Annotated in this window: 27 protein-coding genes, 2 tRNA genes and 2 pseudogenes (1 of these 31 running past the window's edge); 18 read left to right on the top strand and 13 right to left on the bottom strand. The window is 31.9% G+C overall.

Features of this window, described 5'->3' with window-relative positions:
* The 3 genes from ACPWTF_RS09890 to ACPWTF_RS09880 all read left to right on the top strand — a co-directional run.
* Positions 1 to 548 carry the 3' portion of a Crp/Fnr family transcriptional regulator gene (locus ACPWTF_RS09890; RefSeq protein WP_427875316.1) on the top strand. 16 nt of this gene lie to the left of the window's left edge, so the window shows 548 of its 564 coding nt (coding positions 17-564); the start codon falls outside the window, past its left edge; it ends in the stop codon at positions 546 to 548.
* A 63-nt stretch (positions 549 to 611) separates the two neighbouring features.
* Positions 612 to 1,385 carry an acyl-ACP--UDP-N-acetylglucosamine O-acyltransferase gene (lpxA, locus tag ACPWTF_RS09885; RefSeq protein WP_427875315.1) on the top strand — a complete coding sequence of 258 codons (774 nt, stop codon included), beginning with the start codon at positions 612 to 614 and terminating at the stop codon, positions 1,383 to 1,385.
* Positions 1,386 to 1,427: 42 nt separating this feature from the next.
* The gene (locus ACPWTF_RS09880; RefSeq protein WP_427875314.1) at positions 1,428 to 2,021 is read left to right on the top strand and encodes a YdeI/OmpD-associated family protein; all 594 of its coding nucleotides are present in this window, start codon (positions 1,428 to 1,430) and stop codon (positions 2,019 to 2,021) included.
* Positions 2,022 to 2,090: 69 nt separating this feature from the next.
* Here ACPWTF_RS09880 and ACPWTF_RS09875 read toward each other — a convergent pair whose 3' ends face one another.
* Positions 2,091 to 2,972 (bottom strand): DMT family transporter, encoded by an 882-nt coding sequence (locus ACPWTF_RS09875; protein ID WP_427875313.1) that lies wholly within the window; start codon positions 2,970 to 2,972, stop codon positions 2,091 to 2,093.
* A gap of 343 nt (positions 2,973 to 3,315) precedes the next feature.
* Between ACPWTF_RS09875 and ACPWTF_RS09870 the strand changes: the two are divergent.
* The 6 genes and pseudogenes from ACPWTF_RS09870 to ACPWTF_RS09845 all read left to right on the top strand — a co-directional run bounded on the left by ACPWTF_RS09870 (position 3,316) and on the right by ACPWTF_RS09845 (position 8,801).
* Positions 3,316 to 4,399: pseudogene (locus ACPWTF_RS09870) on the top strand (acyltransferase family protein).
* A gap of 120 nt (positions 4,400 to 4,519) precedes the next feature.
* On the top strand, positions 4,520 to 5,152 hold the full coding sequence (locus ACPWTF_RS09865; protein ID WP_427875312.1) for an SMI1/KNR4 family protein: 633 nt from the start codon (positions 4,520 to 4,522) through the stop codon (positions 5,150 to 5,152).
* A 120-nt stretch (positions 5,153 to 5,272) separates the two neighbouring features.
* Positions 5,273 to 5,812: a hypothetical protein gene (locus tag ACPWTF_RS09860; protein ID WP_320495857.1), complete on the top strand. Its 540-nt coding sequence runs from the start codon at positions 5,273 to 5,275 to the stop codon at positions 5,810 to 5,812.
* 61 nt (positions 5,813 to 5,873) lie between these two features.
* A complete protein-coding gene (locus tag ACPWTF_RS09855) occupies positions 5,874 to 7,256 on the top strand; it encodes a hypothetical protein (protein ID WP_427875311.1) in 1,383 nt (460 codons plus the stop codon).
* A complete protein-coding gene (locus ACPWTF_RS09850; RefSeq protein ID WP_427875310.1) occupies positions 7,240 to 8,079 on the top strand; it encodes a serine hydrolase domain-containing protein in 840 nt (279 codons plus the stop codon). The genes ACPWTF_RS09855 and ACPWTF_RS09850 overlap by 17 nt, the downstream gene beginning before the upstream one ends.
* A 35-nt stretch (positions 8,080 to 8,114) precedes the next feature.
* Complete coding sequence (locus ACPWTF_RS09845; protein WP_427875309.1) at positions 8,115 to 8,801, top strand: DUF3471 domain-containing protein; 687 nt, start codon at positions 8,115 to 8,117, stop codon at positions 8,799 to 8,801.
* Between the two features lie 92 nt (positions 8,802 to 8,893).
* On the opposite strand, the gene ACPWTF_RS09840 is transcribed toward ACPWTF_RS09845, so the two are convergent.
* Positions 8,894 to 9,400 (bottom strand): adenylate kinase family protein, encoded by a 507-nt coding sequence (locus ACPWTF_RS09840; protein WP_427875749.1) that lies wholly within the window; start codon positions 9,398 to 9,400, stop codon positions 8,894 to 8,896.
* 323 nt (positions 9,401 to 9,723) lie between these two features.
* On the opposite strand from ACPWTF_RS09840, the gene ACPWTF_RS09835 reads away from it, so the two are divergent.
* Positions 9,724 to 10,779, top strand: coding sequence for a hypothetical protein (locus ACPWTF_RS09835; protein ID WP_427875308.1), 1,056 nt, complete (start codon positions 9,724 to 9,726; stop codon positions 10,777 to 10,779).
* Positions 10,780 to 10,852: 73 nt separating this feature from the next.
* Here the strand turns inward: ACPWTF_RS09835 and ACPWTF_RS09830 are convergent, their stop codons facing one another.
* Complete coding sequence (locus tag ACPWTF_RS09830; RefSeq protein WP_427875307.1) at positions 10,853 to 11,869, bottom strand: serine hydrolase domain-containing protein; 1,017 nt, start codon at positions 11,867 to 11,869, stop codon at positions 10,853 to 10,855.
* Positions 11,870 to 12,086: 217 nt separating this feature from the next.
* Between ACPWTF_RS09830 and ACPWTF_RS09825 the strand changes: the two genes are divergently transcribed.
* Both ACPWTF_RS09825 and ACPWTF_RS09820 read left to right on the top strand, forming a co-directional pair.
* The gene (locus ACPWTF_RS09825; RefSeq protein WP_250837517.1) at positions 12,087 to 12,443 is read left to right on the top strand and encodes a MerR family transcriptional regulator; all 357 of its coding nucleotides are present in this window, start codon (positions 12,087 to 12,089) and stop codon (positions 12,441 to 12,443) included.
* Positions 12,444 to 12,668: 225 nt separating this feature from the next.
* Positions 12,669 to 13,376, top strand: a complete 708-nt coding sequence (locus ACPWTF_RS09820; RefSeq protein ID WP_427875306.1) for a DUF6090 family protein — start codon at positions 12,669 to 12,671, stop codon at positions 13,374 to 13,376.
* Between the two features lie 63 nt (positions 13,377 to 13,439).
* Here ACPWTF_RS09820 and ACPWTF_RS09815 read toward each other — a convergent pair.
* The 5 genes and pseudogenes from ACPWTF_RS09815 to ACPWTF_RS09795 form a co-directional block, all read right to left on the bottom strand.
* Positions 13,440 to 13,559: pseudogene (locus ACPWTF_RS09815) on the bottom strand (transcriptional regulator); the annotation flags it as partial.
* Between the two features lie 130 nt (positions 13,560 to 13,689).
* Positions 13,690 to 14,244, bottom strand: a complete 555-nt coding sequence (locus ACPWTF_RS09810; protein ID WP_427875305.1) for a DUF6985 domain-containing protein — start codon at positions 14,242 to 14,244, stop codon at positions 13,690 to 13,692.
* Positions 14,245 to 14,334: 90 nt separating this feature from the next.
* Positions 14,335 to 14,409, bottom strand: a tRNA-Val gene (locus ACPWTF_RS09805).
* A gap of 156 nt (positions 14,410 to 14,565) precedes the next feature.
* Positions 14,566 to 14,640 (bottom strand) — tRNA-Val (locus ACPWTF_RS09800).
* Between the two features lie 178 nt (positions 14,641 to 14,818).
* Positions 14,819 to 16,045, bottom strand: a complete 1,227-nt coding sequence (locus ACPWTF_RS09795) for a bifunctional folylpolyglutamate synthase/dihydrofolate synthase (RefSeq protein ID WP_427875304.1) — start codon at positions 16,043 to 16,045, stop codon at positions 14,819 to 14,821.
* Between the two features lie 130 nt (positions 16,046 to 16,175).
* Between ACPWTF_RS09795 and ACPWTF_RS09790 the strand changes: the two genes are divergently transcribed.
* Together ACPWTF_RS09790 and ACPWTF_RS09785 are read left to right on the top strand one after the other, a co-directional pair.
* Positions 16,176 to 16,871 (top strand): MotA/TolQ/ExbB proton channel family protein, encoded by a 696-nt coding sequence (locus ACPWTF_RS09790; protein ID WP_427875303.1) that lies wholly within the window; start codon positions 16,176 to 16,178, stop codon positions 16,869 to 16,871.
* A gap of 3 nt (positions 16,872 to 16,874) precedes the next feature.
* The gene (locus ACPWTF_RS09785; RefSeq protein ID WP_008464192.1) at positions 16,875 to 17,270 is read left to right on the top strand and encodes an ExbD/TolR family protein; all 396 of its coding nucleotides are present in this window, start codon (positions 16,875 to 16,877) and stop codon (positions 17,268 to 17,270) included.
* Between the two features lie 392 nt (positions 17,271 to 17,662).
* Here the strand turns inward: ACPWTF_RS09785 and ACPWTF_RS09780 are convergent, their stop codons facing one another.
* The 3 genes from ACPWTF_RS09780 to ACPWTF_RS09770 all read right to left on the bottom strand — a co-directional run bounded on the left by ACPWTF_RS09780 (position 17,663) and on the right by ACPWTF_RS09770 (position 20,817).
* Positions 17,663 to 18,568, bottom strand: a complete 906-nt coding sequence (locus ACPWTF_RS09780) for an energy transducer TonB (RefSeq protein ID WP_427875302.1) — start codon at positions 18,566 to 18,568, stop codon at positions 17,663 to 17,665.
* Positions 18,569 to 18,872: 304 nt separating this feature from the next.
* Complete coding sequence (locus ACPWTF_RS09775) at positions 18,873 to 20,099, bottom strand: Glu/Leu/Phe/Val dehydrogenase dimerization domain-containing protein (protein WP_427875301.1); 1,227 nt, start codon at positions 20,097 to 20,099, stop codon at positions 18,873 to 18,875.
* A gap of 142 nt (positions 20,100 to 20,241) precedes the next feature.
* Positions 20,242 to 20,817 carry a chalcone isomerase family protein gene (locus tag ACPWTF_RS09770; protein ID WP_427875300.1) on the bottom strand — a complete coding sequence of 192 codons (576 nt, stop codon included), beginning with the start codon at positions 20,815 to 20,817 and terminating at the stop codon, positions 20,242 to 20,244.
* Between the two features lie 491 nt (positions 20,818 to 21,308).
* Here ACPWTF_RS09770 and ACPWTF_RS09765 point away from each other — a divergent pair, with 491 nt between their 5' ends.
* From ACPWTF_RS09765 to ACPWTF_RS09750, 4 genes are all read left to right on the top strand, one after another.
* The gene (locus ACPWTF_RS09765) at positions 21,309 to 22,451 is read left to right on the top strand and encodes an acyl-CoA dehydrogenase (protein ID WP_427875299.1); all 1,143 of its coding nucleotides are present in this window, start codon (positions 21,309 to 21,311) and stop codon (positions 22,449 to 22,451) included.
* Between the two features lie 132 nt (positions 22,452 to 22,583).
* Positions 22,584 to 23,561 carry a M20/M25/M40 family metallo-hydrolase gene (locus ACPWTF_RS09760; RefSeq protein ID WP_427875298.1) on the top strand — a complete coding sequence of 326 codons (978 nt, stop codon included), beginning with the start codon at positions 22,584 to 22,586 and terminating at the stop codon, positions 23,559 to 23,561.
* A 35-nt stretch (positions 23,562 to 23,596) separates the two neighbouring features.
* Positions 23,597 to 24,274 carry an SDR family NAD(P)-dependent oxidoreductase gene (locus ACPWTF_RS09755; RefSeq protein ID WP_095931811.1) on the top strand — a complete coding sequence of 226 codons (678 nt, stop codon included), beginning with the start codon at positions 23,597 to 23,599 and terminating at the stop codon, positions 24,272 to 24,274.
* A 76-nt stretch (positions 24,275 to 24,350) separates the two neighbouring features.
* Positions 24,351 to 24,947, top strand: a complete 597-nt coding sequence (locus ACPWTF_RS09750) for a SprT-like domain-containing protein (protein ID WP_379798888.1) — start codon at positions 24,351 to 24,353, stop codon at positions 24,945 to 24,947.
* Positions 24,948 to 25,038: 91 nt separating this feature from the next.
* Here ACPWTF_RS09750 and ACPWTF_RS09745 read toward each other — a convergent pair whose 3' ends face one another.
* Together ACPWTF_RS09745 and ACPWTF_RS09740 are read right to left on the bottom strand one after the other, a co-directional pair.
* The gene (locus tag ACPWTF_RS09745) at positions 25,039 to 25,800 is read right to left on the bottom strand and encodes an ABC transporter ATP-binding protein (protein WP_427875297.1); all 762 of its coding nucleotides are present in this window, start codon (positions 25,798 to 25,800) and stop codon (positions 25,039 to 25,041) included.
* Positions 25,800 to 26,546, bottom strand: a complete 747-nt coding sequence (locus ACPWTF_RS09740; protein WP_250837501.1) for an MlaE family ABC transporter permease — start codon at positions 26,544 to 26,546, stop codon at positions 25,800 to 25,802. The genes ACPWTF_RS09745 and ACPWTF_RS09740 overlap by 1 nt, the downstream gene beginning before the upstream one ends.
* Positions 26,547 to 26,609 lie beyond the last annotated feature (63 nt).

Below are 26,609 nucleotides of genomic sequence, written 5' to 3'. Positions count from 1 at the left end.
AGATTATAAATAGTTTTGAGAAATTAGATTTGGAGACAGAGCTTGCTATTAAGGAAAGTTTTTTCGAAGAAACTTTCAAAAAAGGCGAGTTTATTGTTGAAGAGGGTAAAGTTTGCAATAAAATTTATTTCATTAAATCAGGCGCGATTAGAAGATTTTGTATTGAAGACGGGATAGAAGTTACGAAGTGGATTTATACCGATAATCAATTTGTAACTTCAATGAGTAGTTTTTTTGAACAGAAACCTTCATTTGAAAATTTTCAAACCTGTGAAGAAACATTAGTATATTCATTATCTTATTCGGATGAACAGACTTTATTGGAATATCCCATATTTATAAAATTTCATATTAAGCAACTTCGATACTACCTTTCAAATATAAATGAGTTTAATCATTTATTTCGTTTAATGACTGCAGAGAAAAAATACTTATTTCTTTTAGAGTCATTTCCACAAATTATTAAAAAAGCCAAATTGAAGCACATTGCGTCATTAATTGGCGTAAGTCAGGAAACTTTGAGCAGAATTCGTGCATCAATTATTTGATATTACATCAATAAAAAATATTTAGGGTTTTTCAACTTTTGTAGCTAACTAAAGATGCAAAAATTGAAAGAAACTTTTATTGATAAAAATGCTATTCTAGGTAATAACATTTTCATAGGAAATGGTGTGACTATTGAGAAAGATGTCATAATTGGAAATAATACGCAGATAGGTAACAATGTAACGATTTTAAGTGGATCAAGAATAGGAGAAAATTGTCAAATCCATTCTAATGCTGTCTTGGGCGGCGTACCTCAGGATTTGAAATTTAAGGGAGAATATACTCTTCTTGAAATTGGAGATAATAATATAATTAGGGAGTTTGTGACTATTAATAGGGGAACAATCTCAAAAGGTAAAACCTGTATTGGTAATTCCAATCTGATTATGTCTAATGCGCATATTGGTCACGATTGTGTAATAGGTAATAATTCTATTATTGGATTTAGTGTCGGAATGGCGGGTGAAGTAATTGTTCAGGATTGGGTAAATATAAGTGGATTAACTGCTATACATCAATTTTCTGTTATTGGTGAACATGCTATGATTAGTGGTTTAAGCCGAGTAGTAAAAGATGTTCCTCCATATGTGGTTGCTGCACATGAACCTTTGAGGTTTGCGGGTGTAAATTCTGTTGGATTAAAAAGAAGAGGATTTAATTCTCGAAAAATTGACGAGATTCGGTCAATTTATAGAATTATACTTCAAGAGAAGAGAAATACAAAATTTGCTGTGGATATAATCAATGAAGAATTTGAGCAAACGGTTGAACGAGATAAAATTCTAAATTTCGTTCGTCAATCTAAAAGAGGAATTATTAAAGGTTTTGAAATTTAAATATATAAAAATGCTAAATTTATATTTATAAATTAACTCGTAATGACAAAACATAGTACAAACTCTAAAGTTGATTTTTATTTCGAAAAAGCTGAAAAATGGAGAGCCGAAATTGAACAAATGAGAGAAATTGTTTTAGACTGTCATTTGTCTGAAGAATTGAAATGGGGATCTCCTTGTTATACTTTCGAAAAAGCAAATATTGTATTAATTCATTATTTTAAGGAATATTGTGCTTTTTTGTTTTTCAAGGGTGCTTTAATGAAAGATCCTGATAATATCTTGATCCAACAATCAGATAATGTACAGGTGGCTCGTCAAGTTCGATTTACGAATGTAGAAGATATTTTAGCCAATAAAGAAATTCTAAAAAAGTATATTTTTGAAGCGGCCGAAATTGAGAAATCGGGACAAAAAGTAGAACTGAAAAAAGTTTCTGATTTTGAAATTGCAGAAGAGCTTCAGCATAAATTTGATTCAGATGCTGATTTTAAAAAAGCTTTCTATGCTTTAACTCCTGGAAGACAGCGAGCGTATTTGCTCCATTTTTCTCAACCTAAACAATCTAAAACTAGAGAAGCTAGAGTAGAAAAAAATATTCCGCGTATTTTAGACGGAAAAGGATTGAATGATTAAAAAAAATAAATAAAAACAAAAAACTCCTTTTATACAAAGGAGTTTTTTGTTTTTATTATTCTAAGAGATTTACTCTGTGATGGTATTTTTCTTTCGAATAGAAATTAAAGATTGGAAAAGAACGGAAGTCATAACCAAACTTATTCCTATATAAAAAGAGAAATTGACCGACTGGCCTTCATTAAAAAACAAAAAGGCTAATATTATCGAATAAATTGGCTCTAAGTTGAATGTTAGATTTATGGTAAACGCAGGGATTTTTTTAAGGGATTCTGCAAACATTACATAAAGAGCAACTGTACAGCATGAAGCTAAAATTAATAAATAGAAAATGTCTTTTAAGTTTGGAATAAAAACCTGTTTTGGAAAATTGTAAAAATAAAACGGAAGAGTAAGCCCTAAAACTAAAGTTCCTCCAAGCATCTGATAAAAATTAATGAGCTTGCTGTCATAAAATTGTACAAGTCTTTCGTTGTAAATAGTGTACAAGGCAGCAAATGCTGATGAAATTACTCCGAGTAAAATTCCAAGCTGATAAGAAGAATCAAAATGAAAAATCAAGCTTATTCCTAATAAGGTTAACATGCTTAATAAAACCTGAGTTAGATTGAATCTTTTTTTATTGAGAATAGGTTCAAAGAAAGCTGTAAAAAAACTGGTAAGACAATAGCAAACAACGCCAATTGATATATTAGAATATTTAATGCTGGCATAAAAGAAAACCCAATGAATGGTGATCAAAACTCCAGCTTTAGAAATTTTTACTGCTTCAGAAAATGACTTTAGCATTTTAAGATTGTAAATTTTTAAAATGAAAAAGAGAATAATAGAAGCAAATAATACTCTATACCAAACTAAAGTAATTTCGTTAAGAGAAATAAGTTTTCCGAAAACGCCAGTAAAACCAGCAAGTAAAACTGCAGAATGCAGTATCAAATAAGATTTTTTCATAAGAGTTGTCTATCCTTTTTTTGAAGGATGTTTTTTGAATATTAATAATGTGATTGAGGTAAAGACACAACTAATAGGACTGAAGATTCAGTCAAGTGTCAATACTAAAGAAGCATTATTAATTTACTGGAGGAGGAAGACAACCTTTAAAACTCATGATAAAATTTAATTTTCGGTAAAATTAAGAAAAAAGCATTCCCTGAAAAAGTGTAAAAAGTTATTTAAATGTGAAACTTCAAAAATTTAACAATTGAATTAAATAGATCTGATTTTGATTTGAATATTTATTTGTAGAACTTGCAACGATACCAAATTACCTAAATTATAAGTTTATCACAATCTAATGAATACAGGCCAGCCAGCGACAGCAATTCTTGAAATTAAACAACATTTTGAAATTTTAGACGGATTAAGAGGAATCGCAGCTTTTGCCGTTGTTGTTTTTCATTTTATGGAATGGATTTTTACCGATCCAAGTCAGAATTTTATAGGACACGGATTTTTGGCTGTCGATTTTTTCTTTTGTCTTTCGGGATTTGTAATAGGATATGCTTACGATGATCGTATCGCAAAAATGGGACTTCGTAACTTTTTTATCTCAAGAATTATAAGATTACATCCGTTGGTTATTGCTGGGTCAATATTAGGATTGTTGGCTTTCTTGTTTGATCCGTTTGGAGGACATTTGGAATTATATAGTACTGGAAAAATTATTTTGACATTTATTTGTTCTCTGTTTCTTATTCCGTTTCCAGTTATTGCAGATCGTGGTTTCAATTTATTTAGTTTTAATGCTCCCGCATGGTCTCTTTTTTGGGAATATATTGCTAATATCGTTTATGCACTTGTACTTTATAAAATTCGCAAAAACTTTTTAGTTGTTCTTACTTTAATTTCTGCATTTGCAATTTGTTATGTTGGATATAGTTCTGGAAATTTAATAGGCGGATGGAGTGGACAGAACTTTTTGGGACGGCTGCGCCAGAATATCGTACTCTTTTTTGGCCGGATTGCTTATTTACCGATCCAATTGGATTATCAAAAATAAATTGGGATTTGCCGGATTGACTATCTTATTGCTTTTGGCTTTTGTAATGCCTTTTTCAGGGTGGAATTGGCTGACTGAACCTTTTGTGGTTTTATTTTACTTTCCGTTATTAATTTCTTTGGGTGCTGGCGCTCATTTAAAACCTTGTTTGAAAAAGATATGCACATTTTCGGGTAACATTTCATATCCGTTATATATGACACATTATGCTGTACTATGGATGTTCGGAAATTACTTTGTCAATTATAAACCAAACACAATGCAGCTTACATGTATCGTAACAGCGAGTGTAATACTTTTAGTTGGTTTTGCTTATTTAGTAATGAATGTTTATGATAAACCATTCAGAAAATATTTGACAGACAGGAGAAAAAAATGATTGTTAAAAGGATAATCTTTCAATATCATAAAATTTAAGATGAAAAAATATTACTTAATTTTAATACTTACATTGTTTTTTAATTATTCAAAAGCACAAATCAAAAAAAATCAATCTAAAATGAAAACAGAAGTAACAGTTAGTTTAATTAATGTTTGTAAAAGTAAGCTTGATATTTTTGATCGTTTTATGAATAAAGGAGCAACCGATGTTGAAATACAGGAACTGGAAAAATTTACAGGTCAAAAATTGCCTGCATCTTATATTCAATTATTGAAAACTTATAACGGAGAAAAAAGAAGTTTGGGTTTCTTGGGAGGATTTGGATATTTAGGTATTGAAGAAGTTAAAAGAGAATGGCTATTTTTTAAAAATGCTCCCGATACAAAACCTGAAGCTATTAATCAGGTTAAAAAAATTACCGATATTTTGTATTCCACTAAAAGAATTCCATTTGCCCATGATGGCTCGGGAAATTTTCTTTGTATAGATTTTATTCCAAATACAGACGGTATTTTAGGCCAGATTATCTATCTTCCATGCGGAGATCCTGAACCAGTTTCGGTAATCGCAGACAACTTTGAAGATTTTCTAAATTTGATAATTGAAAAAATTAAGTCTAAAAAATTGAAACTAGTTGATGAAAGAGAAGATTGGGACGCAAAAGATTGGGAGAAGGCAGATATTTATTTTGAGACTACATGGAATGATGATTGGAGTGATATTGCAGAAGAATATAATACAAAAAAATAATTTCGTTGTTCAAAATACAGAACCAATTCGGAGATGTTGGAGCCGAGAAAAAGATGTCTAAAAAAAGGATTAGTGAAATTTTAGGAACGGCATCATTTAAAAACAACAAAATAAAAGTAAATGGGCTTTAACCGATTAGAAATTCAAAAACCTGATGAATCGGGCTATTATGTTTTAGATGAAGAATATCTTCTTTCCTATATTTACTCAGATGGCTGGACAGAACGTCTCTTAAGATTTGAAATTTTCGTTGATATTTATTATGAATGCAGGGGAGAAATTGGCTTTTATACAAGAGAAAAAGATAGTAAAGAAATTGAAAGTTTATTGGGGTTTGAATTGCCTACTGAAATCAAAAAACTAATAGATCTTTTAATGAATCAGAAAGAATTGCAATTAAAAAAGTACTATTCCGATTTTTTTATGGAAGATTCCAGCAGACTTCATTTTGTTATTAATCGTGACGGAATTTCGCATAATTCAGGAATTGGAATTATGTTGAAAAAACTCGAAAATCCAAACGAATCAGAAAAGTTACTTTTTCTTTTGAAAGAAGAATTTGAAAAACTTCGCGAAGGTTTTTACAACAAAATGCTTTTAGAACGAGGTTTGATTAAAGAAGTTGTAACATCTAAAAAGAAACGAAACAGGCGCTTGTAAAATATCTTATATTTATAAAACGTTATTCGAAATCTAAACTTTTACTGCTAATAGAAATTGCATGAAAAATACACTTTTGCTGATTTTTTTATTATTAAGTTCACTTTCATTTGGGCAAAATCCTTCTTTTAAAATCAAATATTCTGAACAACTTGCGGTTTTTGTGTTCTTAGAGAATTTATCTGATTATTATCCAGACAATGTTTTTAAAACAGAGTTTCAAAAATCAAAATACAATATTGATAAGTATAAAAATGTAATCTCAAAATTTGAGCAATTATCTATTTCTTATAGTTTTCGATTTGAAGATTTTCCGTACGGATCAAAGAAAACAATGCAAACGCAGGATATATTGAAAAAGAATTTGATTGAAACCGACAATTTAAATGATTTCAAAATTCGTTCTGCAGGAATGATTCCCAATAAAACGCTAAGTGATTTAGGAGAATGTATTTCAGAATTTACTCCTATTTACAATGAATTGATCTATAATCCGAATAAAGAAAAGTTTGAAAAGCAGTTAGATGAAATTCAAAAATATTCTAATGATCATGAGATCGAAAATTATTTTAAAACAGGATTAGTATTTTATAATTCCAGTTGGGATAATTCAATTCCTTTTGTGGCGGCTTTTTATCCTTTACCTAATTCTAAAGGATTTACAGCTTCTGCATTTTGTAATAATTTCGTTAGTGCTATTCAAACCGACTTAAAATCACATAAAGATTTATTTAGTGTAATGATGCATGAGACCTATCATATCATTTACGACGAACAATCGTTGGAAGTAAAAACTGAAATTGACACTTATTTTAAAGAGAATAAATCAACGTGCAGTAATTACGCTTATCAATTATTGAATGAAGTTCTGGCGACGGTATTGGGTAATGGTTATGTTTATGCAGAATTAGAGGGTAAAGTAGATTCTGGAGATTGGTATAGTAATAAATACATCAATTTGATGGCAAAGCAGATTTATCCATTAGCTAAAGAATACATCGATCAAAAGAAACCAATTGATAAGAATTTTATAGATAGTTATATTCAGCTTTACGAAGCCAATTTTCCAAATTGGATTAATGAGCTTGATAATATCATGACGTACCGTTATGTGATTACAGAAAATGAAAAAGATTTTAAGGTTATAAATAAAATGTTTCGTTATCGTTCCAGAACAGAATATGAAGATCAAATTACGGAGAGCAGTTTTGAAAAAATGAAGCATACACCGCTGACTAAAATGGTGATTATTTCAAAAGACAGTAAGGAAAAAATTAAACTCCTAAAGAATAAGTTTAAAGAATTGAAGGACTGGAAAGCAAATCCTGATAAAGAATTTGCAGAGATGATTCTTTTAGAAGATAAAAGTCAATTGATAATTGTGAACCAGAAAAAAACGGAATTGGAAACATTAATTAAATCTATAAATGAAAAAAGTAAATAGTTATTTAGTATTAGTTATTTGTATCTGCTTTTCGTCAGCAACGGCCTTTGGGCAAATAACATCACAAAATATTGATGTATTGATGGAATCTGCCTTGGCAAAATTTAAAGTAGCAGGAGCATCAATTGCAGTTGTTAAAGATGGAAAAATAATTCATTTAAAAGGTTATGGAGTTAGTTCTATAGAAACAAAAAAAGCTGTAAATGAAAATACTAATTTTCAAATTGCCTCAAATAGCAAAGCATTTACAACGGCAGCACTTTCTATTTTGGAAGATGAAGGAAAATTAAAATGGACTGATAAGGTAAAAGATTACGCTCCTGAATTTAAAATGTATAATGATTATGTGACGGAGAATTTTAATATACAGGATTTGCTGACTCATCGCAGCGGACTAGGATTGGGAGTAGGTGATTTGATGTTTTTTCCTGACGGTACTAATTTTACCATTAAAGATGTCTTGACAAGTTTTCAGCATTTTAAGCCTGTTTCAGCTTTCCGAACGAAATGGGATTATGATAATTTGCTTTATGTCGTAGCCGGCGAAATAATTGCAAGAGTAAGCGGTATGAGTTATGAGGAATTTGTACAAAAAAGAATCATTGTCCCTTTACAAATGAATAACACTTTTGTTGGAAGTAGTTTAATAAAAGATACATCTAATTTTGCAGTTTCGCATTCGTCTGAATCTGGAACGATAAAGAAAATCGAAGGGTTCAATGATCAAATTAATGCCGCTGCGGGTGGTATTTTTTCTAATGCTCAAGATATGGCGAAATGGATGATAGTTCGTTTGAATAAAGGCCAGTACGGACAGATTTGAAAACGACGCTTTTTTCCTTAAAAAACCACAATGAAATGTGGAGAATACATACTGTTCAGGAAACAGATCAAAACCCAAGATACAATTCTCATTTTAATGGTTATGGTTTAGGTTGGCAATTATCAGACGAAAAAGGAAATTTAAAAGTATCGCATACTGGAGGTTTGCCTGGAATGCTTTCTATTGTAACTATGTATCCAGATTTGAATTTAGGGATTGTAATTTTAACTAATACTGAAAATGGAGGTGGAGGACTTTTTACAGCAGTTAGCAATACCATTTCTGATAGTTATTTAGGTTTAGATGATTTTGGATGGACTGATAAATTGGTACAATGGATGGGTGAAGACAGAAATTCGGGTGATGATATAACCAAAAAAGTCTGGGAAAAAGTAAAACTGGCAAAAAATGTAAAAATAAAAAATGAAGATTTTATAGGTGTTTATGCTGATAAATGGTTTGGTGAAATTGAAGTATTTGAAAAAAATAAAAAGTTATGGTTTAAATCGTACCGTTCGCCAAAATTAAATGGTCCAATGGCTTTTTATAATGCTAATACATTTGCCATAAAATGGGAATATCAAGCGATGAATTGTGATGCAATGGCCATGTTTTCTCTGGATGAAAATGGCAAAGCTCAATCTATTAAAATGAAAGGCATCTCTCCAAACATTGATTTTAGTTTTGATTTTCAGGACTTAGATTTAGTAAGAGTAAAATAACAATTAGTATAATAAAAAAAACTCCATTAGAAATAATGGAGTTTTTTTATTGGATTTAATAAGGTTGTAATTCAATGAGCTATTGCATTGTTTTACAAATTGTCTTTAATACGCTTTGTTATTTCTTCGATTGTACCCATTCCGTCAAAAGTAAGGACTTTAATTTTTGACTTCATATATTCAATCGCTGGTCTGGTTGAACTTTCAAAAACTTCAATTCTTTTAATATGAATGTTGGCATCTTTATCGTCTTTTCTGTTAGAAGTTTCGGCTCTTTTTTGTGCTCTTTTTAAAAGTTCTTCCTTCGGAACATCAATATTAATTACTTTTCCAATTTCCAGATTTTTAGATTTAACAAGTTCTAATAAATCATTTACTTGTGGTTCGGTTCTCGGGTAGCCATCTAAGATAATTCCGTTTGCATTTCTATTTTCATCCAATATTTTACTGAAAAGATCTTTCATTATAGAATCAGGAACCAAATCTCCTTTTTCTTCATATTGAGACATTATTTTTCCAATTTCCGTTTCGTTTTGTTTTTCCAAACGGCATCTGTCTCCAGTTGAAATATGCTCAAATTTAAGTTCGTCTTTTAAAATTTCGCATTGCGTACCTTTTCCAGAATAAGGACGAACCAGTAATTATTAATATTTCCATTTTAAGTTGTGAAGTTTTTATTTTTTTGATTCTTTAAAGGTACGAATGATTTATTCTGGCCTAACAAGGAATCTTTATTTATAAGGAAAAAACATCTTCTTTGTAAAATCAGCTAAAACTTCATTAACTGAGATATGGATAAATAAATCGTAGAAGACTGGAACAATTCATCTTCTAGAAACGACAATTCGGTCAATAAAAATTGAATCTTCTGCCGAATAAAAATATTTTTACATCAAAATCAAAACAACCATAATCCATAACCATGAAGAAAATTTTAAAATTTATCAAAATCACGTTTATTAGCCTTTTAAGTATTATTTTACTTTTTATTGCCTATTTGTATATCAGTAACAAATTATTTTTAGAATCGAAAGATGATGATAATATAAGTTATTTGTCAAAAAATAAAGTTCAGATTGGGACTTCTATCGATGAAAAGTTGTTTGATGATGAGTTTTTTAAATCACATGTTTTCTTACTAGGAGAAATTCATGGTTATGCTGACAATCAGAAGATAGATCAGGAAATGCTTTTTTTCTTGAATAAAAAAGTGGGAATCAAATATTATATTGCTGAAATGGATAGTTTGACGGCTAAAAAATTGAATGCCTTTTTGTTAGAAAAGCAAAAGGATAAATCGATTTTAAAAGAAGTTGTTGAATCTGTGAAGAAACGAATTCCGCAACAAGCTAGCCAAGAATTATTTGATAAATGGAATGCTATTTACGATTACAATCAAAAACTAGCAGATTCTCTAAAAATTACCGTGATCGGAATCGATAAAAACTTTGATGACGAATCAAAAGGTTCAAGAGATGAAGCAATGGTGGTGAATTTTGAAAATTCAATTAAAAAAAGGCATCTTGAAAATGAAAAATTCTATGGACTTTTTGGATATTTTCATACACTGCAAAAGAAAACAGAATCGGGCAGAGCAACTTTCGCTGCAGGATTAAAAGATTCGGGAGTAAAAGTGACAAGTTTGGTAAGCTATACAATTGACAGTGAAATGTATCTTCCTAAAAACCCGCAGTTTCCAACTCCTGAAAATGAAAAAGTAGATTGGCTAAATGCTGACAGCCAATTAATGCTCGTAAAAGGAATTAACGATCTAAAAGAATTGAACAAACCAGAAGCAATTACGCTTTTTAAGCTTAACGCGAAAAATTCACCTTACTTGAAGTCGCAAAATTTAATAACAGTTAAATCTAGAGTTTTTGGAGAAAATATTGTGCCTCTAGAAGATGCTTCTGTCACTGATTATTTTCAATATGTGTTTTTGCTGAGAAATTCTACAGCATTGACAAAATTGAAATAAAGACTTTAGTATGATTTTTATCAAAAAGCTCCATTAGAAATAATGGAGCTTTTTTATTATTGAGAAAGGAATGCTATTTATTTAGTATGGATTCTATTGAATTACTAATTTCCTCCAAATTATTTTGTTTATTATTGGTCATCAGAATAATCGTCCAATTAGGATTACTAATTAATAAAGCCTGATAATTAAAAGCGGCACCGTCGTGTATATGACTCGTTACTTTTCCGTTTTCGATAGTTCCACTCCCAAGGCCTGTTTGATTGTCTTTAGAAAAAGGTTCAAAAAGTTCATGTGTAGATTGCTTATTAATAATTTTAAAAGAATTAATAGCTTCAGACCATTTGTAAAAATCCGTTAGATTTAAAGCAGTCCAACCCGAAATGTTATATTTTAGAAGATCTTGTTTACCTTCTTTATTAAAAGATTTTGCAAAAAGAGGTTCTTTGTCGTCAGGATCTACAACTGCATTTTTAATTCCGATAGGTTTTAAGATTTTCTTCATCACAAAAGAATTAAAACTCATGTTGGTAATTTTTTCAATAATACGTCTTTGTAAAAACACATTATTGTTGTTGTAATCGTATTGAGTTCCCGGTTCAAAATCTAAATTTAAGGTCTTTTGCAGAAAAGCCATATTGTCTGAATCTTGATTGACTTCATTCCACTTTATTTGAGGAAGTCCGCTGGTGTACTGAAGCAAATGGATAATCTTAATCCTATTAGCCCAAGATGGAAGTTCAGGAAGAAATTTAGAAATCGAGTCGTTTAGTTTTAATTTCCCTTGCTCTTTTAACATCATAATTCCAACAGCGTTAAACTCTTTAGCAATTGAACCAATATGAAAACGGTAATTTTTATTTAATGGTATTGTGTTGCTCGCATCGGCTTGACCGAGAGCCTTTTCGTATATGATCTTCCCTTTACTAGCAACTAAAACATTTCCGTTAAAAGTTTTCGATTGAAGTGCTTTTTGAAATAAAACATCTAGTTCGATTCCTGGTTTATTTGTTTGAGCGTAAAAATAGTTACACATTGTTAATGCGATAATAAAAGCTGCAATTTTGATTTTTTTAATGACGGTGCTCATTTTCGAAGTTTTGATAAAAGTAAACAAAAACTTCATTAGAAGTATTGGCTTCTTATTACATGTTTTGTAATTCTGTATGTTTTAATTGTTGTTGAAATTGTTTTGCATCTCATTTATTATGTTTAAAAGCTTTAAAACTAAAAACAATTAGTATATTTGTAACCAAATAGTATAGACTATACTCTATACTTTATTGTTTTTTATAAAAAAAAATGTTATGCTTGTAAACGAACTATCAAAAAAGACAGGATTGTCGATTCATACTATTAGATATTACGAGAATTTAGGAATGATCAAAGGATTGACTGATGAAAAGGTGACATCTAATAACTATAAACATTACGATGCTAATACTATTGAGCGTTTAGAAATTATTATAGAAGCAAGAGAAGTCGGATTTACTTTAGCAGAAATAAAAAAAATATTGATTAGCTGGTTCGAAACAACTGACTCAAAACCCGAAACGCTCGAGCTTTTTCAAGCTAAAATAAAAGAGATTGATGATAAAATGAGATATTTCAAACAGACTAAGAATCTTCTTGAAAAAGTATGTGAGAAAATACAAAAGCAATAATGGTAGATTGTTAAAGTCTAAAAGCGTAGAAAAACTCCTTAAGAAATTGAGGAGTTTTTTTGTGGTTCTTATTTTAACTCTTTAAGAAAAGTTTTATGCGGAATTTAAGAAATTAATAAGAGATTTTGCAAATAGTATTATATTCGCTTTTGAACTTGTAGAATTAAATAGCAGACTAAAATAAACTACAAATAACAACTAGAATTAAAATTACAAAACTAAATTATGCAAGAAGAAATAACCAAGCATTCAAACAAAATTTACAAAGCTGTGAAAAAACCAGAACACACAGTAGGTGAGAAAGTAAAAGAGATCATTATAGAAATATTTATAATCGTTTTTGCTGTGACGCTTTCGATATGGTTGCACAGTTGGAGCGAGCATAGACACCAACAAGAAGAAGTATCTGTGTTTCTGGCTAATTTAAAGAACGATTTAAAGAATGATATTGAAAGTATCGATAGAGAAATACACGCATACCAAAAGACAAACGCAGAATACGAAAAAATTTTGGCATTAACGACTTCTCAACTGGACAGTATTTATAGATCTAAAAGTAGAGTTAATTTTCCAATTCATTCACATGGACAAACATTGACTATAGGTAATTACGAAAGTTTTAAATCAAGTGGTAAACTTGGCTACATTGAAGACGAAAAATTGAAACAGAAAATCTTAAACTATTACCAGATATATGTGCCAGCGGCTAATGAAGTAGATAAAATGTATACTGAATTTTTGTTTAAGTGTTTTGATAAAGAAATAGAAAATGCAGATAAGCCAGAAAAAGAATTATATTCAGATCCGAAATATAAAAAGACACTTTCATATCTTGTTAAATTAGGTAGAAATAACATAAGGGTTTATAAAGAAAATACAAAACCACTCGCAGTTGAGCTTATTAAAGAAATTGACAAAGAGTTGGGCAAATAAAAAAAGTTAAAGCATAAAAAAACTCCATTAGAAATAATGGAGTTTTTTTATGCTTTAAAAAGATTATTTTCCTTTTGCTATTTTTTCGAGATATTCAACTTTATCTTTTTCGGCTTGGATTAAGCGTTCATAAGGTTCTACAACTTTATCAAGTGTATTAAAAGTGCAGTTGTTATTTGTGCTTACAAAATGGTTGTTATTTACAGTGTGATTTCTCGTTCCTAGAAATGACAATGCTGAAAAAAGATATAAAAAACTCCTTAATTTCTTTCTTAAGAAGTTTTTTGGCTTTTTTTTAATGTTTTTTTTAAAATTAAAACTCACTCAATAGTTTATCCTGAGAATCTGGTTTTGCATAAGCATCTGCTTCAGTTAAATGACCGTCTTGACTACTAATTCTGGTTAACTTTTTCCCTTGTCTAAATACTAATTGGAGTCCATGTTCTTGTTCCCAATCACAATTGCAGGCAATACTTATATAAACATCCTTATCGTTTTTATATCTTCTTGAAATATAAATTTTTTCTGGATAAATGAAATCCCAAATTTCATCTGTACTCTGTATTTTTCTAAGTGAATCATCTGCTTCATCATATTCAATCAAATCAAGAAAATCCATACAGTTTTGATATGCTAATTCAGATATTAAATTTCGGTCTTCAATATTCATTTTAAGAAAATTTGTCAAAGCCTGATCTGCTTCTTCAATGAATTTTTTGTCATACTCTGGTTCAAAATCCATAAATGTAATTTTTAGCTTTCGATTATCTAGGAAAGGAATTTTTATTTCAGTGCTTTCCCACCAATCTGAAAAATCACTATTCTGATTGAGTTTTCCTATTGTTTTTGATGTAATGTGCTTTTCCATTTCAAAATATTTATAATTAATACCTGGGATAAAATATACAGCATAAAAAAAACTCCAAAATCAAATGACTTTGGAGTTTTTGGAATTCTGTGGGCGATGAGGGGTTCGAACCCCCGACCCCCTCGGTGTAAACGAGGTGCTCTGAACCAGCTGAGCTAATCGCCCTATTTTACTAGGTTGCTATCGTTTGTGATTGCGAGTGCAAATATACGTTTGTTTTTGAGTTCTGCAAACAATTTTTAACTTTTATGAATTTTTAAATATTCTTTTCAGTCCTCTTATTTAAAACAAAACTCCTTAATTTCTTAAGGAGTTTTTTTGTGGGCGATGAGGGGTTCGAACCCCCGACCCCCTCGGTGTAAACGAGGTGCTCTGAACCAGCTGAGCTAATCGCCCTATTTTACTAGGTTGCTATCGTTTGTGATTGCGAGTGCAAATATACGCTTGTTTTCGAGTCCTGCAAAGAAAAAAGAATAAAAAATAAAACTTTTTTAAAAATAACTCATATCTATTTGTTTATGAATTTGTTATTAAAATGAATTTTTTAAAGTTTTTTCTAAACCAAAAGTATATTTTAGTTCAAAGGCAATTCGGCAACAACAAAAGTGCTTCCGCCAACGTAAATAAAATCATTTTCTGAAGCATTTTTCTTCGCTTCCGCGAAAGCGATGGCAACAGAATCGTATTTTTCTCCAATCAAATTATATTTTTTTGCTTCGCTTTGTAAAGTTTCGGCTGGCAAAGCTCGTGACGAATCTGGATTGCAGAAATAATATATAGCTTCTTTTGGAAAAAGCGGCAAAATAGAATCCAAATCTTTATCATTTACAACTCCTAAAACAATATGAAGTTTCTCGTATTTTTCATTCTTCAGCTGATTCATCACCACTAATAATCCGTGTTTGTTGTGCGCAGTGTCGCAAATAATTTTTGGGTTTTCTCCCAATTGCTGCCATCTGCCTTGCAACCCCGTATTTTTTACAACATGCAATAAACCTTCTTTCAACTGTTCGATAGAAATTTTAAAATTGGTTTCATTATTCAAAATAGAAATCGTCTGCTGAACCGTTTTTTTATTATGAAACTGATAATCTCCAATCAAGTCAGACAAATAAATCTGATCAATCAAATCTGAAGCAAAAGAAATCGGTGCGTTGTTTTCTTCGGCTTTAGCCAAAAATACCGGTTTCGTTTCATCGGTATATTCGCCTATAACAACAGGAATATTTGGTTTTATAATTCCCGCTTTTTCGCCTGCAATCGCTTCCAATGTATTTCCTAAAAACTGAGTATGATCTAAACCAATATTGGTAATTACCGAAACCAAAGGCGTAATAATATTAGTAGCATCCAATCTTCCGCCCAAACCCACTTCGATAATCGCAATATCTACTTTTTCTGAAGCAAAATAATCAAAAGCCAAACCGACCGACATTTCGAAGAAACTCATATCATTTGCTTCAAAAAAATCTTTGTGTTTTGCGATAAATTCAATCACAAATTCTTCTGAGATTTCTCTACCGTCTATTTTTATTCTTTCCCTAAAATCTTTAAAGTGCGGAGAAGTGTATAACCCCACTTTATAACCCGCTTCTTGTAAAACAGACGAAAGCATATGCGAGCTAGAACCTTTTCCGTTTGTCCCAGCAACGTGAATACATTTTAGCTCGTTTTGCGGATTATCAAGATGAGCCGCCAACAATTTGATATTCGTTAAATCTTCTTTATACGCCGAAGCACCTTGCAATTGGTACATTGGAAGTTGATTAAACATCCAATTGGTGGTCTCTTGATAGTTCATTTGTTTAGATAAAATGGTTGTTGATTGAAATAAATTTCGATTTTTGTAGTTTAATATTACAGCGAAAATTATCTTTATTGCAAATTTCAAATATTTTTTAGAATTAATTATTAAAAACCAGAATTAATATATGTTTAGTTTTATTCAGTTACAAACAGATACAATCGCAAATGCTTCAAATGTAGTGATCGAGAAGATTGCAGCACCACAAAATGAAATTTCAATGTTTGGTTTCATCATGAAAGGGGGAGTGTTCCTAATTCCGATTGCGATTTTATTGTTTTACACTATTTACTTGATTTTTGAACGTTATATGTACATTAGCCGAGCATCTAAAATTGATAGCAGATTGATGCAAGATGTTGGTGAAAAATTGCATTCTGGAAATATTGAATTAGCAAGAACAATTGTAGAAAGAAACAATACTGCGGCCGGAAATATTTTAAAAGAAGGTGTTTTGATAATCGGAAGACCAATTTCAGAAATTGAAGCCAACATGGACCGCGCTGCCGATATCGAAATTGGCGAAATGGAAAGACATTTAGGTCATCTTGGACTTATTGCTGGTATTGCGCCAACCTTAGGTTTCATTGGAACGATTTCTGGGGTTATTAAAATTTTCTATAGCATTTCGGTTACAGAAAACATTAGCATCGGAAACATTTCTGGAGGTTTATACGAAAAAATGATCAGTTCTGGTTCTGGATTAATTGTCGGTATTATTGCATATAGCGCTTACCACTTGTTGAACGGAAAGATTGATAATTTTGCTTTAAAAATTCAGAAACAGATTTTAGAATTTGTCAATATAATTCAAAGAGCATAAGTCATGTCTATTAAAAGAAAAAGAAGATTTCACGCCGAAGTTGCGACTTCATCTTTGAGCGATATCATGTTTTTCCTGCTGTTGTTTTTCTTAATTATCTCAACACTGGCAAATCCGAATGTGATTAAGATGACATTGCCAAAAGCTAAAGCGAATGAAAAGACCAATAAACAATTAATTAGTTTATCGGTTACCGAAGATAAAAAGTTCTATATTGACAAACAGGAAGTAGATTTTGAAAATCTAGAAACGAGTTTAATGTCTAAAATAGGAACAGATAAAGAGCAAACCGTTGTGGTTCGAATTCCGTTTAACCTACAAGTTCAAGACTTAGTAGATGTTTTACAGATAGGAGTAAAGAACAATCTGAAGTTTGTAATTGCAACAAGTCCAAAATAGATTTAATATTAGGGCGTGACCATACCGAGATAAAAAGGCGTATATACGCAAAGTATATTTGCCTTTTTATCTCGGTACGGTCGGGCTATCCGCGCTACTTCGGTAGCTTGCTTCTATCCCTCACGCGAACAAATTGGTAATCTTGACCTGACAGGTTTTAAAAACCTTTTAGGTCTAATAGGAGAAGCAAAAAACGCAATTTTGTTATTTCGACGAAGGAGAAATCTCTACAAGTAACTCCGCAACGAGAATCCAATCTTTGTAGAGCTTCTCGCGAAGATTTCTCCTTCGTCGAAATGAAAAACTGGGCGGAAATAAAAAAGGCTTTCAGAATTCTGAAAGCCTTTTTCTATGAAAACAGATTTAGTGTAAATCTGTGTAATTCGTGTTTTTTAATCCAAACTAAAATTATAAATAATTTTCCCAACCTGTTTTGCAGGAGCATCACTATCAGATTCCCATTTGGTATTCATGGCTGCAATTCTTGCTTGATCTAGTAAACATTTTGCAGTATTGGTTGTTCCTTTAATTCCTGCAGTCGCACTTATTGTTTTACCGTTTTGGTCAACGCTTACTTCAACAACGACTTTTCCTTCTTCGTTGCAAGTATATTTTGGTGCAGGTTTAGAAAGGGCTTTTCTGTTTCCTAGAGAATATCCAGATCCTCCGCCAGAACCACCACCAGTTCCAGCTCCGTAACCGCTTCCGGTTCCAATACCATTTCCGGTTCCGTTACCGCCTCCAGTTCCTCCGCCAGAGCCACCAGATCCGTAATATCCGTTTGAGTTTAAACTTCCGTTCGCTTTTCCTTTATTTCCTGCTGCTTTATCATCTCCATCGCCACCTTTATTAGAACCTTTCATGATGCTGGCTAAAGCATCATTTGTTGAGTTAGAAACTTTTGGTTTTTCTGGCACAGGTTTTTGTATCGGTTTTTCAACAGGAACAGGTTTTTTCGGCTTCTCTTTGGTCGGAATAACAACATCATTATCAGCAGTTGTATTTTCTTGACTAATTATAGCTTCTTCTTCAGGAGTTGCTTTTGCGGGAGCTTGTTTTACATTGTTTTTTACATCCAGAACTTCGCTTTTATAATTGGCACCAGAGCCTAAATCGCTGTCTCCGAAATTTACAGTCACGCCTCCGCCACCTCCGCCGCCATCAGCAAGGGCAACATTGTTTTCTGGATTATAAGGAGGCCAGAAACGTATAAAAAGCAACAATAGAATTATTGCCGCATATATAGCTGTTGTGAATAGCAATGATTTCTTTTGATCTGTAGAAATAGAGGAACTCATTTAAATTCTGAATTTTGAAATGTATTATTTTAAAAACGTTTAAAAGTAGTAAAAATTGTTTAGAATGAAAGAGAGAATTTAACCGCTAAGTTCGCAAAGGTTTACGCAAAGTTCGCAAAACGGTTTGTTTTTAAATCTCGCAAAGTCTCGGAGAAGCAAAGAAACTTAAAAAGAAAAACTTTGCGACTTCGCGACTTTGCGAGAAATAAATTAGCGCTCTTTGCATAAACCTTTGCGCGTCTTGCGGTTAAAAAAAAACGAGCCAACAATAATGCGGCTCGTTTAGATTGAGATATAAATAAATCTATACTAACTGTTTCAATGCAATTTCAAAAGCAGTTGCGCTGATATTTGTTTTTGATTGACTTAAAGTATGAGCTTTTACAATCGCATTTTTAATTGTGTCTGAAGTATCGTTAAAAATAGCCTCATCTGTCATTTGAACTTTTTTCTCCATGAAGTAAGCAAAAACTCGTGCCATTCCGCAATTTGAAATAAAGTCTGGAATCAAACTCACTTTACGGTCTACTTCTTCCATAATAGAACCAAAGAAAATTTCCTTGTCAGCAAAAGGAACATTTGCGCCGCAAGAAATAACTTCCAATCCGTTTGCGATTAAGCTGTCAATTTGTGTTTGAGTCACCAATCTTGAAGCAGCGCAAGGTGTGAAAATTTCAGCACCAATAGTCCAGATTTTAGAATTGATTTCATCAAACGGAATCATATTATCAGCAACCAATTTATTTCCGTCCTTATTTAAAAACAAAGTTCTGATTTCTTCAAAAGAAAGACCTTCTTCTTTTATTAATCCACCGTCGCGATCAATAATTCCGATAACTTTCGCACCCATTTCAGCTAAATAAAAAGCAGCTGCAGAACCCACGTTTCCAAAACCTTGTACGATTGCTTTTTTGCCTTTTATGTCTCCGCCGTAAGTTGCATAAAAATGACGAACCGCTTCGGCAACGCCATAACCCGTAATCATATCGGCAACTGTATATTTTCTAGTTACGTCTGGAGAGAATTTAGGGTTTTCGATAACCTTAATTACACCCTGACGCAATTGACCAATTCTATTAATTTTGTCAGCTTCTGTTGGTTTAAAGTGTCCATTGAAAACACCTTCCTGCGGATGCCAAACACCACATTCTTCTGTCATTGGAATAACTTCGTGAATCTCATCAACATTCAAATCTCCTCCAGTTCCATAATAGCTTTTCAATAACGGAGAAACGGCTTTGTACCAACGTTGCAAAACACCTTTTTTGCGAGGATTGTTTGGGTCAAAGTTAATTCCAGATTTAGCTCCTCCAATTGCATGACCAGAAACTGAGAATTTAACTTCCATAGTTTTTGCCAATGACAAAACTTCGTTCATGTCTAAGCCTTTTCTCATTCTTGTTCCTCCACCCGCAGCTCCTCCACGAAGTGAATTAATAACAGTCCACCCTTCGGCTTCTGTTTCAGAATCTTTCCAATTGAAAACAATTTCAGGTGCTTTGTTTTCAAATTGTTGTAATAAATCTTTCATTTTGTTGTGATATGTTTATTTTGCGTAAATGTATAAAATAGAATAATGCGAATAATGTATTTTGCAGCAAATTTAGCAAACAAAAAAGAAAAGCCGAAAACTATTAGGTTTTCGGCTTTTTGAATATTTAGAAAATTAAGAACTATTGTCCTAATAAGTGTTTTTTCAAAGTTTCGTCAACTGGTTTGTCAGAAAGCCAGATTCCGAATAATGCTTTTTTGAAATCAAATCCAGGAATTTTTCCTTTCAAAACTTCATTTTTAGAAACGTAAACATTTTGGTCAAAAGGGTTGTAAGCTAAAACAAATACATCTTTTTCTGTAATTGCGTCACTTAAAAAGCTTTTCAGCTGTTCGATTCTAGGGCGTAATTGTTCAAGATTTGCTCCTGCAGATTTTTCAAAACCTGCGTTCATTGCTTTTGTCAGTTTGCTTGAAGAAACCATAGAAGAAGTAATTTCGATTCTAACAGCCATTTCAGTATCACTATCGATAATGAATTGCGGATCCTGTGCTAATTGAGATAAATACAATGCCTGAACATATACTTCCAGCCACATTTTTGATCTTCCGCCTGCTCCGTTTAACTGTAATGACTTGCCTTGAAATTCTATTTTTCTAGGAACTGTTACACCGTTAACTTCGATTTGAGTTTGTGCCGAAACAGTAGAAAATGGTAAGCTTAAAAGGACTATCAGTAAAAGTAAAATCTTTTTCATATTCTATCAAATTTTTATTTTTAAGGCAAAAATAATAGTAATTTATTAATATTTGGTTCATTTTTGTTATGTTTTTTTTATGTAAAAAATACATTTAATTTTTCTATTACATTAAAAATCAAATTAGTAAGACTAGTTTTACGTAGATTTACGTGCTTTAAGAATTGTTTAAGCATTGCTCGCTAAAAATCTATCAAAAATGTTCGTTTTTTTATGCTTTAAAAAGAAAAATTGACTTTTAAATTTTAAAAGAATTGTTGCGAGATTAATGCTGATTTGAAGAAAAAGCTAAATAATCACGAAAACGTTATCGTAATCTTTGCTGATCTATTAATTTTATATGCGCGCATTGTAAATTACACTTTTAAAAAGTATCTTTGGAAGCCTTTGAACTGAAAAGTTTTAGGAGCTCAAAAAAACAAAAACATAAAAAACCATCAACTAAAATTTCTTTTTGAAATTGAGTTGAAAAAACTTTAAAGAATACTACTATGGATTTTAATCTTACCGAAGAACATTTAATGATTCAGCAGGCTGCAAGAGATTTTGCTCAAAATGAATTATTGCCGGGAGTTATTGAACGTGACGAAAACCAGACTTTTCCAACTGAGCAAATCAAAAAAATGGGTGAGCTTGGATTTATGGGAATGATGGTTGATCCTAAATATGGAGGAAGTGGTTTAGACGCTATTTCTTATGTTATTGCAATGGAAGAAATTTCTAAAGTAGATGCTTCTGCATCTGTTGTAATGTCTGTAAACAATTCATTAGTTTGTTGGGGATTACAAGAATATGGTACTGAAGAGCAAAAACAAAAATACCTTCCAGGTTTGGCTTCTGGAGAAATTCACGGTGCTTTTTGCTTAAGTGAACCTGAAGCAGGAAGTGACGCAACTTCTCAAAAAACAACTGCGGTTGATATGGGAGATCATTATTTGGTTAACGGAACTAAAAATTGGATCACAAACGGAAATACAGCATCTGTATATTTAGTAATTGCACAAACACATCCAGAATTAAAGCACAAAGGAATCAATGCTTTGATTATGACTAAAGATATGCCAGGTTTTTCAGTTGGTCCGAAAGAACAGAAAATGGGAATCCGTGGTTCTGATACACATTCATTAATGTTTTCTGATGTTAAAGTTCCAAAAGAAAACAGAATTGGTGAAGATGGTTTCGGGTTTAAATTTGCAATGAAAACCCTTGCAGGCGGTAGAATTGGAATCGCTTCGCAAGCATTAGGAATTGCTTCTGGAGCTTATGAATTGGCTTTAAAATATTCTAAAGAGCGTAAAGCTTTTGGAACTGAAATTTGCAACCATCAGGCAATTGCTTTTAAATTGGCAGATATGGCAGTAAATATTGAAGCAGCGCGCCATTTGTGTATGAAAGCAGCTTGGGATAAAGACAATAATAAAAATTACGACGTGAGTGGTGCAATGGCAAAATTATTTGCTTCGCAAGTTGCAATGGATACTTCAATTGAAGCTGTTCAAATTCACGGAGGAAACGGGTATGTAAAAGAATATCATGTAGAGCGTTTTATGCGTGATGCTAAAATTACTCAGATTTACGAAGGAACTTCTGAAATTCAGAAAATCGTAATTTCGAGAGCAGTTATTGCTGGATAAATAATCGTAAGAATATATTTTAAACCCTTTCGGCTTTTAGTTGAAAGGGTTTTTTTATGAATATTCTATTACTTTTCATAAGTTTATAGTCCAATAAAATTTATTATCAATCATCAATAAAAACAGAAAACCATGAGAAAGCTATACTTTTTGCTTCCATTTATTTTTTTAGCATGTAAATCGGGAACTTCAACTTCAAATGAAAGTGGAGGAAAAACAGATTCAAAGCCAATAGAAATTAGCTATAAAGTAAAAGAATCTGAAATTTCAGATTTTCTAAAATACCTTTCTTCTGATGAATTGGAAGGACGTGAAACAGGAACAAAAGGAATTGAAAAAGCTGCGGTTTTCTTGGAAGACTTTTTAAAGAAAAATAAAATCAAACCGTATTTTAAAACCTATCGCGATACTTTGACCAATTTTGATTTGCCAGCTTTCAACATTGTTGGGGTTATTGAAGGAACAGATCCTCAATTAAAAAAAGAATTTGTTGTATTAAGCGCACATTATGATCATATTGGTTTAGAGAAAAAAGAACAGGCCGATAAAATAAATAATGGCGCAAACGATGATGCTTCGGGCGTAACTTCTGTAGCTGCGATGGCAAAATATTTTAGCGAAACTAAAGCGAATAAACGAAGCATCTTAATTGTGTTTTTTGCGGGAGAAGAAAAAGGATTACTAGGCTCAAAAAGTTTAGTAGAGAAATTGAAAAAACAAAATTTCAATCTTTATACACAATTAAACATAGAAATGATTGGCGTTCCAATGAAACGAGATTATTTGGCTTACATAACAGGTTTTGATAAATCGAATATGGCGCAAAAAATAAACGAATACACAGGAAAAAACACCATCGGATTTTTACCTAAAGAAGCAGAGTATCAATTATTCTATCGTTCTGATAATTATTCGTTTTTTCAAGCTTTTGGAAAACCATGCCAATCCCTAAGTACTTTCGATTTTGAAAATTTTGATTATTATCACCATGTTTCAGATGAATTTAAATTAATGGATATTCCTCATATCACAGCATTCACACAAGAATTATTGCCTGCAGTAACCAAAATTGCGGTTTCGCCAACGCAAGAAATAACGATGAACAAATAAGAGGCTGTTTTACAGCATTTGATTATTTTTGCTACATGAAAAATATTATCGTTACAGGAACAAGCAGAGGAATTGGTTACGAATTAGCCTTGAAATTTGCCGAAGCAGGTCATCAGGTTTTGGCCATTTCCAGAAAAATACCGCAAGCACTTTTAGAACATCAAAATGTAACTTGTCTGTCTGTTGATTTGGCAGATGAAACGGCTTTGGATCAGGTTGACAATTTTCTTTCTTCAACGTGGAAAAAAGTAGATGCAGTGGTTCATAATGCGGGCGCTTTGCTTTTAAAACCTTTTGAGCAAACTACGCAGGCAGATTTTGAAAATATTTATAAAGTGAATGTTTTTGCTGTTGCCAATTTAACTCGTATCTGTATTCCGTATTTAGAAAAGGGAAGTCATGTTGTAACAATTAGTTCAATTGGTGGAGTTCGCGGAAGTTTAAAGTTTGCTGGATTAGCGGCTTACAGTTCGAGTAAAGGAGCCGTAATTACTTTAACTGAATTATTGGCTGAAGAATATAAAGAAAAAGGAATTTCATTTAATGTTTTGGCTTTGGGTTCTGTTCAAACTGAAATGCTTAATGAAGCTTTCCCTGGTTATCAAGCTCCAATTTCTGCTGAAGGAATGGCAACTTATATTTATGATTTTACATTAAATGGAAATAAATATTTTAACGGAAAAGTTTTAGAAGTTTCTTCAACAAATCCGTAAATTAAATTCCAAAATAAAAAATCCAAATTCCAATTTCAAAACGTCTAACATCTAACAAATAACATTTAACTTTAAATTGAGCGAAACTTTAGCTAAATATATCCCTGAACACGCGGTAAAACCTGTTTTCGATTTGATAGTGGCCAATCAGGTTCACTTGAAAATTGTAAATGAGCGTCAGACGCGTCACGGAGATTATAGGAGAGGACCAAGTGGAAAGCATGAAATTACGGTTAACGCAAGTTTGAATAAGTATCGTTTTTTAATTACGCTGATTCATGAAATTGCACATTTGGTTGCTTTTGAGAAATTCGGACGAAATATAAAACCACATGGGAATGAATGGAAATATACTTTTCAGCGTTTAATGGTTCCGTTTATTCGGCCAGAAATATTTCCAGGACAAATATTGCCGCTTTTGGCAAGACATTTCAAAAATCCTTCAGCAAGTAGTGATACCGATACCACTTTGTCTTTGGCTTTAAAACAATATGACAAGGAAAATGATAAAAATTACGTTTTTGAAATTCCTTACGGTAGTGTCTTTAGGATTAAAAATGGTAAGGTTTTTAAGAAAATAGCCGTTAGGACAAAACGTTTTGAGTGTTTAGAAATCAGCTCTGGAAAGACTTATCTTTTTAACCCAAATGCGGAAGTGGAATTGATCAATTAAATTCCAAAGTAAGAATGAATAGAAAATCCCAAATTCCAAAGTTTACTACAATTGGAATTTGGGATTTTTGATATTGGAATTTTTAAAAGGACTAGCCTTTCAAATAGGCTTCTCTTACTTTTTTGAAAAGGTTTGAAGAATAAACAAATTTAACTACTGCCTCATTGTCGGTCGTAAAGATTTCTTCTTTTGTTCCTTGCCAAGCTTTCAGGCCTTTCTTTAAGAAAACAATATTCTCACCGATTTCCATTACAGAGTTCATATCGTGAGTATTGATTACCGTTGTAATGTTATATTCTCGGGTAATTTCCTGAATCAAATTATCAATCAAAGTCGAAGTATTTGGATATAAACCAGAGTTAGGTTCATCACAAAACAAATATTTCGGATTGTTTACAATTGCGCGAGCAATAGCAACACGTTTCTGCATTCCTCCAGAAATTTCAGAAGGCAGTTTCTTGTGTGCATCGATTAGATTTACTCTTTCTAAAACAAAATCAACTCGTTCTTTAATTTGCGCTTTGTTATTATTAGTAAACATTTTTAGCGGGAAAGCTACATTTTCTTCAACAGTCATCGAATCAAATAAGGCACTTCCCTGAAATACCATTCCGATTTCGGTTCTCAAGTCACGTTTTTCATCTTTGTCTAAATCAGAATAAACCCTTCCGTCAAATTCAATTGTTCCTGAGTCGGGTGTATGAATTCCTAATAACGTTTTTAATAAAACTGTTTTTCCAGATCCACTTTGTCCAATAATCAAGTTGGTTTTTCCAGTTTCAAATACCGTCGAAACGCCTTTTAAAACTTTGCTATCCCCAAATGATTTTTCTATATTTTTTACTTCTATCATTATCCTAATAATAATTGAGTTAATATATAATTAAAAAGAATGATACAAACAGAAGTCCATACGAATGATGTTGTACTTGCTTTACCAACTTCTAATGCACCACCTTTCATATAATATCCGTGAAAAGATGGGATTGTTGCCAATAGCATGGCAAAGATTAAAGTTTTAATAAAGGCATAAGTAATATGGAACGGTATGAAATCTTTTTGAGCTCCCATAATAAAATCTGCACCAGTTGAAAATCCTCCGTAAGCACAAGCTATCCATCCACCAAAAATTCCTAAAAACATACTAATCCCGATTACGAAAGGATACATTAATAAAGCGATTATTTTTGGAAAAACAAGATAGTTTACAGAGTTAACTCCCATAACTTCTAACGCATCAATCTGTTCTGTAACTCGCATTGTTCCTATACTTGAAGTAATGTAAGACCCCATTTTTCCGGCCATAATTACCGAAATAAAAGTAGGGGCAAACTCTAAAACTACAGATTGACGCGTAGCAAAACCAATTAAATATTTTGGAATTAAAGGATTGGTTAAGTTTAATGCTGTTTGAATGGCAACAACTCCTCCGATGAAAAAAGAGATAAAGCAAACAATTCCTAGTGAGTCAATAATAAGATCATCAATTTCTTTTAGAATTAGATTTTTCATAACAGGCCATTTAGTCTGTTTGTTGAAAATTTCTTTCAGCATTAAAAAATATTTCCCTACTTGGGATAAATAACGGATTAGCATCATAATTTTTAAATATTGGCTAAATTAAGGATTAGTTTACAGTTTACCGTTTCAGCTGGGCAGTTT

Source organism: Flavobacterium sp. MMS24-S5 (assembly GCF_050320125.1).
GTDB classification, from domain to species: Bacteria; Bacteroidota; Bacteroidia; order Flavobacteriales; family Flavobacteriaceae; genus Flavobacterium; species Flavobacterium tyrosinilyticum.
The sequence above is the reverse complement of the archived record's forward strand: the minus strand, read 5'-3'. Positions and strand labels throughout refer to the sequence as shown.